Source organism: Tepidanaerobacter syntrophicus (genome assembly GCF_001485475.2).
Lineage (GTDB): Bacteria > Bacillota > Thermosediminibacteria > Thermosediminibacterales > Tepidanaerobacteraceae > Tepidanaerobacter > Tepidanaerobacter syntrophicus.
Genome location: NZ_DF977003.1, coordinates 180,033 through 191,892 on the forward strand (window position 1 = coordinate 180,033; position 11,860 = coordinate 191,892).

General features: G+C 38.0%; 10 protein-coding genes. 9 read left to right on the top strand and 1 reads right to left on the bottom strand.

The genetic code is table 11. The annotated features are described in order from the left end of the window. The first annotated feature begins 9 nt into the window (after nucleotides 1–9). From TSYNT_RS09720 to TSYNT_RS09730, 3 genes are all read left to right on the top strand, one after another. Entirely contained in the window at nucleotides 10–603 is a 594-nt protein-coding gene (locus TSYNT_RS09720; protein ID WP_059033554.1) for a chromate transporter, read from the top strand. Continuing rightward, nucleotides 600–1,175, top strand: coding sequence for a chromate transporter (locus tag TSYNT_RS09725; RefSeq protein WP_059033556.1), 576 nt, complete (start codon nucleotides 600–602; stop codon nucleotides 1,173–1,175). The genes TSYNT_RS09720 and TSYNT_RS09725 overlap by 4 nt, the downstream gene beginning before the upstream one ends. A gap of 479 nt (nucleotides 1,176–1,654) precedes the next feature. Beyond that, nucleotides 1,655–2,215, top strand: coding sequence for a flavin reductase family protein (locus TSYNT_RS09730; protein ID WP_059033558.1), 561 nt, complete (start codon nucleotides 1,655–1,657; stop codon nucleotides 2,213–2,215). 252 nt (nucleotides 2,216–2,467) lie between these two features. Here the strand turns inward: TSYNT_RS09730 and TSYNT_RS09735 are convergent, their stop codons facing one another. After that, nucleotides 2,468–4,516: a methyl-accepting chemotaxis protein gene (locus TSYNT_RS09735; RefSeq protein WP_059033560.1), complete on the bottom strand. Its 2,049-nt coding sequence runs from the start codon at nucleotides 4,514–4,516 to the stop codon at nucleotides 2,468–2,470. Nucleotides 4,517–4,844: 328 nt separating this feature from the next. On the opposite strand from TSYNT_RS09735, the gene lpdA reads away from it, so the two are divergent. The 6 genes from lpdA to TSYNT_RS09765 all read left to right on the top strand — a co-directional run bounded on the left by lpdA (nucleotide 4,845) and on the right by TSYNT_RS09765 (nucleotide 11,860). Continuing rightward, the gene (lpdA, locus tag TSYNT_RS09740; RefSeq protein ID WP_059033562.1) at nucleotides 4,845–6,197 is read left to right on the top strand and encodes a dihydrolipoyl dehydrogenase; all 1,353 of its coding nucleotides are present in this window, start codon (nucleotides 4,845–4,847) and stop codon (nucleotides 6,195–6,197) included. Between the two features lie 132 nt (nucleotides 6,198–6,329). Next, a complete protein-coding gene (locus tag TSYNT_RS09745; protein ID WP_059033564.1) occupies nucleotides 6,330–8,279 on the top strand; it encodes a sigma-54-dependent Fis family transcriptional regulator in 1,950 nt (649 codons plus the stop codon). A gap of 190 nt (nucleotides 8,280–8,469) precedes the next feature. Then, the gene (locus TSYNT_RS09750; protein WP_059033566.1) at nucleotides 8,470–8,838 is read left to right on the top strand and encodes a Lin0512 family protein; all 369 of its coding nucleotides are present in this window, start codon (nucleotides 8,470–8,472) and stop codon (nucleotides 8,836–8,838) included. 21 nt (nucleotides 8,839–8,859) lie between these two features. Next, the gene (pdhA, locus tag TSYNT_RS09755) at nucleotides 8,860–9,846 is read left to right on the top strand and encodes a pyruvate dehydrogenase (acetyl-transferring) E1 component subunit alpha (RefSeq protein ID WP_059033568.1); all 987 of its coding nucleotides are present in this window, start codon (nucleotides 8,860–8,862) and stop codon (nucleotides 9,844–9,846) included. Beyond that, nucleotides 9,843–10,808 carry an alpha-ketoacid dehydrogenase subunit beta gene (locus TSYNT_RS09760; RefSeq protein ID WP_059033571.1) on the top strand — a complete coding sequence of 322 codons (966 nt, stop codon included), beginning with the start codon at nucleotides 9,843–9,845 and terminating at the stop codon, nucleotides 10,806–10,808. Before pdhA ends, TSYNT_RS09760 begins: the two co-directional genes overlap by 4 nt. Before the next feature lie 50 nt (nucleotides 10,809–10,858). Continuing rightward, nucleotides 10,859–11,860 (top strand): ATP-NAD kinase family protein, encoded by a 1,002-nt coding sequence (locus TSYNT_RS09765; RefSeq protein ID WP_059033573.1) that lies wholly within the window; start codon nucleotides 10,859–10,861, stop codon nucleotides 11,858–11,860.

Consider the following 11,860-nt stretch of genomic DNA (forward strand, 5'->3'; position numbering starts at 1 on the left):
GGGACGAAGATGAAAAATAAGAGTCAATTTAAATTGTTTTTAGAACTGTTTGCGACATTTTTTAAAATAGGGAGCTTCACCTTTGGCGGCGGTTATGCAATGATACCGCTTATAGAGCGGGAAGTAGTTGAAAACAAGAAATGGGTTACAGAGGAAGAAGTCGTTGATGTATTTGCTGTAGCACAGTCATTGCCGGGTGCTGTTGCAATAAATTCATCAACTTTTATAGGATACAAGATAGCCGGTAAAAAAGGAGCGCTGGTAGCTACTGCAGGTGTTATATTGCCTTCACTATTAATCATAACTGTAATAGCTATGTTTTTTTCAAGGGTTCAGGACAACCCTGTAGTAAGTGCTATATTTTCCGGAATCAGGCCGGCTATTGTCGGGCTTATATCTGTTGCCGCAGTAAATATCTCTAAAGCATCAATTATAGATAAGGTTGGGCTTTTTCTTGCGATAGCAGCGGTTGTTTTAGTTGCTGTTTTTGATGTGCAGGCTATATTTGTAATTCTTGCAGGGGCTGCAGTAGGGCTTTTTATATACTATTTGCTTCCTTTAAAAGCAGCAAAGATTCTAGATAGCGGAGGACATAAAGATTGATTTATTTACAGCTATTTTTATCATTTGTTAAAATCGGATTATTTAGTTTCGGCGGTGGCTATGCAATGATACCCCTTATACAAAAGGAAATTGAAAGCCATGGGTGGCTTTCTGCTTCCCAATTTGTCGATATTATAGCGATATCTGAAATGACTCCGGGTCCTGTTGCTGTAAACTCTGCAACTTTTGTGGGATATAAGGCAGCAGGTATATTAGGCGGAATTGTTGCAACTTTTGGCGTAGCGCTGCCATCTGTAGTGCTGGTTTTAATAGTTTCAAGGTATTTTTTTAGATTCCAAGACCACCCTTTAAATAAGATGCTCTTTTACGGCATAAGACCGGTTATTGTTGGGCTTATCTTTTCCGCTGCAGTGATTGTCGCTCAAACTGCATTTTTCAAAGAAGATCTCGTATTTAATTTAAGTTATATATTAAAAAATTTCCTGTATATAATTAATTTCAAAAGTGTGCTTATATTCGCTGCCTCGCTGATATGTCTTATTAAATTTAAGATAAATCCGATTTTGATGATAGTAATTGCCGGGATTTTAGGGGTTGTCTTTGCTTTTTAGTTTTAGCCTTACTAACAAGCATATCTCATCTGCCGGGCAATCTGCTTATCTATTTCGGCGATTGCACTTTTCGCATAATGAGTTTTGGCACGCTTATCAATTTAAGGCACTTAAAGCTAGAACTATAAGAATTATCTTAACAGGTCTGGCTTTATTTAATAACATGCCTTTGATTTGGAGGATTTTGTTTAAGTAAGTATATTTTATTAGAAACTTAGAGTCTGATTATAGAATACTTGGGCAAGATGCCTCTTATATCAAAATAATGTATTATGTATAGGTTCAAGAACCACGACAAAACTTCGTATAGAAATGGCAAAATAGGATTCCGTTTTCTCGAGAAACTTGCAGAGTATGCCTATGGTGCTTCAAAGGGTAAAAAATTACATACCTTCTAAAATTCAAATGATGAGTGGCATGAATCTTTATCAGATATAAGGTATAATAAGTTGTAGAAGAAGTGAAAGGAGTAAAAGACTATGAGAAAAAATTTTGGACCAAAGACTTGGTTTTACCCTCTACCTGTTTTGATTATTGCAACTTATGATGAAAATGGCAATGCGAATGCCATGAATGCGGCATGGGGAGGTATTTATGACACGAATCGTGTTATACTTTCTCTTAGTGAAGACCATAAAACCACAAAGAATATTAAAACCAAGAAAGCCTTTACCATCAGTTTTGGCGACGTTGCGCATATTGCAGCCTGCGATTATGTAGGGCTTGTTTCCGGAAATGATACCCCGGATAAATTGAAAAAAGCCGGCTTTACCACTGAAAAGAGCAGCTTTGTGGACGCGCCAATCATACGTGAGCTTCCAATGACATTAGAGTGCCGCCTTCTAAAAGTAAATGAAGACGGAAATATTATCGGGGAGATTGTCAATATCAGTGCTGATGAAAGCATACTTGGCGAAGACGGTTTGATTGACCCAGCTAAACTAAAGCCCATTTCCTTTGATCCGATTCACAATGATTATTTAGTGTTAGGTGAAAAAGTTGGCAATGCTTTTAAAGATGGTAACGCTCTTAAGTTTTAGGTTTGCAGCGAGTATATGCTTGTTGACTAAAAGCAAAGGCATAACTTTTGCTAAAAGACCAGTAAGTTTGATTACCGTCTAAGTTACATCTTACATAAAGAAAATCAAATGACCATAAGATGCGGAAGGCTTGTCTTAGCCAATCCATATTCTTATAATCCCACAAATAAACAATATTTAAGGCATTTTAAGCCGGATCTGGGAGGCTAAACTCTTTGGATCCGGCTTAATGTTTGTTAATTGTAGTTTAAATTATAGTTTAAATCTGCTTATTGAGCTTCTTAATTCTTCTGCCATATTAGAAAGCTTTACAGCAACCTCTGATACTTCTCGGTTGAGCGCGGTTTGTTCTTCGCTTGCAGCCGCTGCGCTTTCTATATTGTTAAGGAAGTTTTGTGAAATTGAAGTCACCTGCTGCATAGAACTTGCCATAGTTTGCGTTTCAGCAGATATTTCTTCCACTACAGCAACCACATCTTGAAGTTGGTTCGATACAGACGTGACATCTTGCAAGATCTTATGGAAAGCTTCTCCTGCATTGCCTACAAGCACACTACCTTCTTTTGCCGACCGGGTACCTTCTTTTGCCGCTGAACTTGCTGTTTTTACATCTGTCTTGATTGCATCAATAATTTCTTCAATACCTTTAGCGGCCTGCCTTGATTCTTCCGCAAGTTTTCTTACTTCTTCAGCTACAACGGCAAAGCCTTTGCCCTGATCACCGGCGTGAGCTGCTTCGATAGCTGCGTTTAATGCGAGTAAATTGGTTTGATCAGCAATTGAAGTGATCAGCGAAACTATTTCTCCGATTTGATCGGATTTTTTCTCAAGCTGAGTTATTCTTTCCTCGATTGTCTTTGTATTGTTGTCGATTTGCTGCATTTGACTTACCGCCAAATTTACTACTTCATTTCCTTTGCCTGCCTGCTGCGCACTGCTGACTGCAGCCTGCGTTACGCTTTGAATAGTCTGAGCTATTTGCTCTACGCCTTTTGCTATTTCTTCCGCTCCCGTAGACGTTGTATCAATAATTTCCTGTTCTTTTTGTTTATCAGCAGCAAGGTTTTGCATAGTAACTGCAACCTGTTCACTTGCCTTCATGGTTTCCTCTGTGCTTGTACTGAGCAATTTTCCTGTTTCAAGCAGCTGCTCTATATTGTGGAGAATATTTATAATTACCTTTCTTACAGATTTGACCATTGAAGTTAGGTTTTCTGTCATTTGCCCCAGTTCGTCCTCACTCTTTAAAGAGAGTTTTGCGGATAAATCTCCAAGGGCAATATTTTTGGAAAACTCATTTACCTTTAATATATTCTTGCTAATGTAGTTACTGTAACGAAATACAGAAAATACAACCGCCAAAATAGAAAGGAGCATAACAAGAAGCAAGGTCGAAAGCAGTCTTTCAACAGGCGCAAAAAGCTCGCTTTCAGGAATAACAGTGCAGACAAACCATCCGGTACTCGGAATAATATTGTAACCGACCCTCATCTTTTCCCCGTTTTCCGTGTAGTATCCTATACCCGATGTGCCGCTTAAAATTTGCGAACCTAATTTTGACAAAGACTCATTTTTGCTTTCCGTTATTTTTTCTTTCATAATCACATCTTTGTTGGGAGATGCAAGGTAATCACCGTCTTTGCTAAGTAAAAAAGCATATCCTTCTTTACCTACTTTGATCTCGGATATCATCTCTTGAAAGTGGGTTAAATCAATATCAGCCGTAGCAAGGCCAAACAATTTGCCATTTTCGTCATAAAATGGAGCACTAACAGTTATCATAGTTACATTTGTAGTTTCATCATAGAAAGGTTCGGACCATTCAATACTGTTTTTTGTATTTACTGCCATTTGGTACCACGGCCAGCTTGGATAATTGTATGATTCTTCTTCATATTCAAGAGTGGCTTTTATATCACTTCCTTCTTTATATACATATGGTCCAAAATACTTGACGTTCTCATCATATCGATAAGGCTCAAACCAAATTCCTGCCCCAAAAGTATCTGTATTTGTAATAACCGCTTTCTTTAATACTTCTATGTATTCCTCTTTTGTAAGCCTAGTTCCTGCTGCTTCGCTAAAGCGAGCCAGCATTTCTGGTATTTTACCATGTTGAATCAGCAGCTTGTCGATTGTTTCTGTAACTTCCTGTATTTGATAATTCAACCCTTTATTTACTTCTTCGTCGATAGTATTTCTAAAAAAGAAAAAACTAAATGCTGATAGGGCTACCATAATGCCGATGGTTAAAGGCAAAATATAAACCAGAGTTCTTGTTCGAATACTTTTAAATTTCACACAGTATACCCCCTTTTAAATTTAATCATAATATATTATTATGCCAGAGAATTCATCTTGTGGAAATTATACCATAATATAATAAAATTTTCCAAATCCTGCTTATTTTCATTTGAGCGATTTTTTAATATTTTTTAGCCTAATAATAATTTTTATATACTAAGCCGGTAAATTACGTCTGTTATGAAACATCAGATAATTTGTCCTAAAATATAAACTTATGAATACACCTATACAATTTTTTGTGTTAAAATAGTAATAACTTATTTAAGAAATAGTATTTTTTTATCCTGCTTTAATAATTAATTTACAAAGAGGAGGTTCTATTATGGATTATGATGTAATTGTTGTCGGCGGCGGACCGGGAGGTTATACTGCCGCAATAAGGCTTGCTGATTTAGGCAAAAAAGTTGCAATAGTGGAAGAAAATTCCCTTGGAGGCACTTGCCTCAATCGTGGATGTATACCTACAAAGGTATATGCCCATGCTGCAGAACTTATAAATTCTATAAAGTCTGCAAATGATTTTGGCATAGCAGCAGAATACAATGTAGATATTGATAAGATGCGAAAGAAAAAGGAGCGCGTAGTAAAAAGACTTGTAGCAGGTGTTGGCTATCTTATGAAATCCCATAATATCGATGTAATCAATGGCAAAGCTACATTCTTGGACAAAAATACAATCCAGGTAGATAAAAAATATACTGCCGAAAATTTCATAATAGCGACAGGGTCTAAAACATTTGTACCACCAATACCGGGTACCGATGATCCTGGAATGATGATAAGCGATAAGGCACTAGAACTTGAAAACGTTCCGGAAAGAATCGTTATTGTAGGCGCAGGCATAATCGGCCTTGAATTTGCCAACATTTATAGTACTCTGGGTAGCAAAGTAACCGTAATAGAAATGCTGCCTGAGCTTTTGCCGATGATTGATAGGGATATTGCCGATATAATGCAGAAGGCTTTAAGAAATAAGAAAATAGATCTGCATTTAAACAGCAAAGTTGAAAGAATAGAAGCTGGTCCTGCTGTGGTTTATTCGGAAAACGGAATATCAGTTAAAGTTGACTGCGACGCAGTTTTGATGGCAGTTGGTAGGGTTGCAAATGTAAACGGCATTGAAAACCTGGGCCTTGAAATGGATAGAAAGGGCATCAAAGTAGATTTACATATGAAAACCAGCATAGATAATATTTATGCTATAGGTGATGTAACAGGAGGTATACAGCTTGCTCACGTGGCATCATATGAAGGAATAATAGCTGCTCACAATATTGCCGGAGAAGCAAAGGAAGCCGATTTAAATGCAGTTCCAAGTTGCGTTTATACGGAACCTGAAATAGCCTGGGTTGGTTTAAATGAAAAGCAAGCAAAAGAGAAGTATGGTGAAATAAAGATAGGAACATTTCCATATTCTGCTTTGGGCAGAGCCATGACAATGGGCGAAAGCGAAGGCTTAATTAAAATAATTGCTGAAGGAAAATATAATCAGATAGTGGGTATGCAGATTATAGGAAAAGATGCAACAGAGATGATTCACGAAGGGGTCCTGGCAGTAAAAGAAGAATTTACTGCAGAGGAGCTGGCGGATACAATTCATGCACATCCTACACTTTCTGAAGGAATTAAAGAAGCGGCTGAAGACATCTTGGGCATGCCAATAAACAAAGGTTAAAATTAAATACAGCCAAATATTTACTTAAAATAGGGACGTTAACGTCCCTATTTTATATGTGAATTTTTTCGCTTAATTTTGTAATTTACAAATATTTTGCTATAATTTAATTATAGAAGGGAGGGATATTATATGAAAGATACTTCAGAGCTCATTAAAAAGGCATGGACTGACTTTACCGAGCATGGAATATTAGAATCTGATGTTATAAAAAAAGATGTGGCAGATTCATGGAAAATATGTAAGTCAGCAGGGGTTGATCCGTTAGGCGGTGCCGGTGCAGTTTTAGATAAAACAGCACTTAAAAAACGTCTGAAAGAAAATGAGAATTTAATTAAAATTGCTCATCCTATAATGGAACAAATTTACAATCAGGTAAGGGGTTCAGGCTTTGTAATCGTTTTGACTGATAAAGACGGCTATCTTATTGATAGAATAGGTGACGAAGGAATAATGGGCGAAGCTAGAAAAATGAATTTTGTTGAAGGAGCCCTATGGACAGAAAACGCAGTAGGAACTAACGCTATCGGTATGGCTCTGCGCCTTGATAAGCCCATACAGCTTGTAGGAGCTGAACATTACTGCATAACACATCAAACGGGAACCTGCTCTGCCGCCCCTATTCATGACGAAAACGGTCAACTCATAGGTTGCCTGAACATGACAGGATTAAAGGAAGCAGCCCATCCGCATACTCTTGGTATCGTCCTTGCGGGAGCTTATTCGATAGAAAAACAGCTTGCATTAATAAGATCTAATCAAATAATTGATACAGCCTTCAATTCTATAAACGAAGGGATACTTATTACAGATAGCAAGCTAAATTTAATTCTGGCAAATAAAGCAGCTTTAAAAATATTGGGTATCGAGCAAGAGCAAATATTCCATATTCCGATAGTTTCTCTAATACAGAATCATGAATCAGTTGATGAGATTATAACTTCCTTGAAGCCTATTTTCGATGCCGAATGCACATTTTGCACAGGAAGCAAGTCTGTTAGAACAACTGCTAATTTTGCGCCGATTCTTGATACTTCGGGAATATCAGGGCTTGTAATAACATTTAAAGAAGAAAAATATGTGCATAGATTTGTAAACAAGATTGCAGGGTATAGAGCAAACTATGTATTCGAAGATATAGTAGCAGTAAATCCAAACATGAAAAAAGTCATAGAATCTGCCCGCAAAGCTTCTATAACCGATTGCAATGTTCTAATAACCGGCGAGAGTGGTACAGGCAAAGAGCTTTTTGCTCAGGCAATCCACAACAACAGCAAAAGGGCAAAAGGTCCGTTTGTAGCTGTAAATTGTGCTTCCCTGCCCAAGGACCTGGTAGAAAGTGAATTATTCGGATATGAAAAAGGGGCATTTACCGGTGCGAATAAAGAAGGCCATCCCGGAAAGTTTGAACTTGCAGACGGTGGAACAATATTTTTAGATGAAATTGGGGAACTTCCGATTGAGATACAGCCTAAACTCTTAAGGGTGCTTGATAATCATAAAATCTCAAGGGTAGGCAGCACCCACGAGCGTCAGGTCAACGTGAGAGTGCTGGCGGCTACAAATAAAAATTTAAGAAAAGAAGTCGATAATAAAAATTTCAGAGATGATCTTTATTATAGACTAAATGTGATAAATATTACTATACCGCCGCTTAGAAACAGGATGGAAGATGTAAGGGTATTGGCTAATGTGTTTTTAAGCAGATTAAATAAGGCAAATCCGGAAAACCATAAGGAATTTGACAAGGATTTTATAACCAAACTTGAAAGATATCATTGGCCGGGGAATGTTCGAGAACTGCAAAATGTTATAGAACGAGCATATTATCTGACCGATGGAAGATTAATTACAGAAGAATACTTACCGGAAAATATATCAATAGGCCTGAAAAATGAAGACTCAAAATTAAAAGATAACATAATACCGCTGAAAATTATTGAAGAAAGAAGCATCAAAAATACCTTGGCCGCTTCGGGAGGAGATATTTTAAAGACAGCTGAAATGTTGAATCTAAGTAGAGCTACAATATATCGTAAAATAAAGAAATATAATATTGACGTAAATAGTTACAAAAATTAAATTTAAGAGAAATTAGTATCATTTTGAGAAAATACTAATACTTATTTTAAAGTAATCTCAAGTTGAGACAAATTATTTTGTATCAAAATGAGATTACTGTTTTTACAAATGGCGAAAGCCCCGATAATCGGGGCTTTGTTTTTTTGGCACGATACTTGCTTGATTTATGTAATGGAGGGAGGCGGTATTTATTAAACGTTTCATTATAGAATTTGGTTATGGCATAGATTTACATGGTCAAGACGTGACTAATGCGGCTAAGAAAGCTGTAAAAGATGCAATTTCTCATAGCTGTTTATCAGGACTTGTGGAGATATTAGATGTTGAATTAGATGATGTGATTGTAGATGTAACAGTTGCGGTATCAAAGCCGGAAGAAATTCGGGAGGAGGTGATAAAATCTGTTTTGCCTATCGGTAAAAAGAAAGTTACGGCAGTAAAAGGAGGCATGAGAGTATCAGGGATTTTTATACCGGGTTTTGAAGACAAGGATGATACTGTAGAAGTTGCTGTGGCATGTGTGACAGTTGGCATAGAAGATAAGAATTTACAAAAATAAATTTTGGGGAGGCTTGATTTTATGGACTTTTCAAAAGAAATTTTGCTTGATATGTATACCAGAATGCTTAGAATAAGAAAATTCGAGCTAAAAGCAGCTGAATTATTTGCCGCAGGCGAACTAGGCGGATTTGTGCACTTATATGCAGGAGAAGAAGCAACAGCCGTTGGCGTGTGCGAAAACCTTTCGGATGATGATTACATTACCAGTACCCACAGAGGCCATGGACATGTTATAGCAAAAGGCGGAGAGCCTAAGTATATGATGGCTGAACTTTATGGCAAAGAAACCGGGTACTGCAAAGGAAAAGGCGGTTCAATGCACATAGCTGATGCCACAAAGGGCATATTAGGTGCAAATGGTATAGTTGGTGCAGGATTGCCTATTGCTACAGGAGCGGCTCTTTCTATAAAGCTTAGAGGAAGCGATCAAGTGGCTGTATGCTTCTTTGGCGATGGTGCATCTAACCAAGGGACATTTCATGAATCAATGAACATGGCATCTGTGTGGAAACTACCGGTAGTCTATATATGCGAGAATAATCTGTATGGTGAGTTTACAAGTCAGAAAGACCATCAAGCCATAACTGATGTAGCAGATAGAGCGATAGCGTATGGTTTTCCGGGAATTACCGTAGATGGTAATGATGTATTGGCTGTTTATGAAGCAACAAATGAAGCAATAAAAAGAGCAAAGGACGGAGCAGGACCGACCCTCATAGAATGCAAGACCTATAGACTTAGAGGACATTTTGAAGGCGATCCGCAGCTTTACAGAAGCAAAGAAGAAGTAGAAGAATGGGCTAAAAAAGATCCAATACCAAGATTTGAAAAGTATCTCCTGGAAAATAATATAGCAAGCGAGGAAGAAATTAAAAAAATACAAAATAATATAGATCAAGAAATCGAAGACGCAGTAAAATTTGCAAAAGAAAGTAAAGAACCCGAAGAAAAAGCAGCGGTTGAAGATGTTTACACAGATATTGTGGAGGAGGTGCGGGTAAGGTGAGAAAGATGAATTTTGCCCAAGCTATAAACGAGGCGTTAAGAAATGAACTAAAAAGAGACCCTAAAGTATTTTTAATGGGTGAAGACGTAGTTCACGGAGTTTTCGGAGTGACGGCTGGTTTAATAGATGAGTTTGGCAAAGAAAGGGTAAGGAATACACCTATTTCCGAAGAAGCTATTGCAGGCGGAGCAGTTGGAGCTGCAGCTGCCGGCAGCAGGCCTGTAGCCGAGATTATGTTCATAGATTTTGCCACAGTTGCAATGGATCAAATCGTAAATCAAGCTGCCAAAATGCGCTATATGTTTGGCGGCAGAATAACACTTCCTATAACCTTTAGAACCATGGTGGGTGCAGGCATACAAGCGGCAGCTCAGCATTCCCAAAGCCTTGAAGCATGGTTTACTCATGTGCCGGGCCTTAAGGTGGTCTACCCATCAACTCCGAAGGATGCTTTAGGTCTTACGATAGCAGCAATTAGGGATGACAATCCAGTGATAGTGTTAGAACATAAGCTTTTGTATGCCATGGAAGGAGAAGTTCCCGACGAAAACGAGCCTATTCCCATTGGCGTAGCTGATATTAAAAGAGAAGGTAAAGATGTGACCATTATTGCAACTGGTATGATGGTTCACAAAGCGCTAAATGCTGCAAATCAACTGGCATCAAATGGTGTCGAGGCCGAAATAGTGGATCCAAGAAGCCTGTTTCCAATAGATAAGGATATGATTTACGATTCTGTAAAAAAGACACATAAAGTAGTTATAGTAAGCGAAGAAGTAAAAAGAGGTGCCTGGACGGCTGAGCTTGCATCTATGATTGCGGAAGATGTATTTGATTATTTAGATGCCCCAATTATGAGAATAGGAGCACTGAATACCCCTATACCTTTTTCTAAAACTCTTGAAAATTTTGTTGTGCCAAATGAAACAGATATTATCAAAGCAGTCCAAGCTATAGTGTGAAGCTTGCAGAGGGGAGACCCTCTGCCCCTCTGCAAGAAAGGAGGACATCTATGACAAGCATAGGAATAATCGCAAATCCTGCATCAGGAAAAGATATAAGAAGACTTGTATCTCATGCAACAGTAATAGATAACAATGAAAAGGTCAATATTGTTGAGAGAATAATTTTAGCTGCCCAGCATTTTGGAGTAGACAGTGTTTACATTATGCCGGATACGTTTCACATAGGCCTGAAAGCAATAGATGCATTGGTTTCGTTAAAACAACTTAAATGCAATGCTGAGGTAATAGAACAAGAAATAACTTACAGCATTGAAGATACAATAAAAGCAACTATAGAGATGGAAAAAATAGGAGTCGGATGCATCGTTTCACTAGGAGGAGATGGAACCAATAGAGCAATTGCGAAGGCTATAGGCGATACTCCACTACTTCCGATATCGACAGGTACAAATAATGTGTATCCGGAAATGATCGAAGGGACATTAGGAGGAATGGCTGCAGCCGTTACTGCTTCTAAAAAGTATGATTTAACAAGCTTTTGCGAGAAAGATAAAAGAATAGAAGTTTATAAAAACGGTGAAATGTTAGATATAGCTCTTATTGATGCTGCAGTTTCTAGAGAGAATTTTGTAGGATCCCGTGCCATTTGGGATATATCGACAATATCAGATATTTTCGTAACGCGAGCGCACCCATGCTCAATAGGACTCTCTTCGATAGCAGGATGTTTTATGAAAGTTTTGCGCGAAGATGAGTTTGGGCTCCATGCAAGGATTGGCGATAATGGAGGGAAAGTGGTAAGCGCACCGATTTCTGCAGGTGTAATAAGAGATGTAAGTGTTTTGGATTACGAAAAAATGTACTTAAGCAAAGAATATTCCTATGTGATGGAATTTGCAGGTACTTTAGCATTAGATGGCGAAAGAGAAATATTTGTCAAGAAAGGCCAAAAATTGAATATTAAACTTACAAGAAACGGACCTTTGAGAGTAGATGCAAAAAAAGCATTAGAAATAGCGCAGGAGTCGGGATTTTTCGTAAAGGAGTGA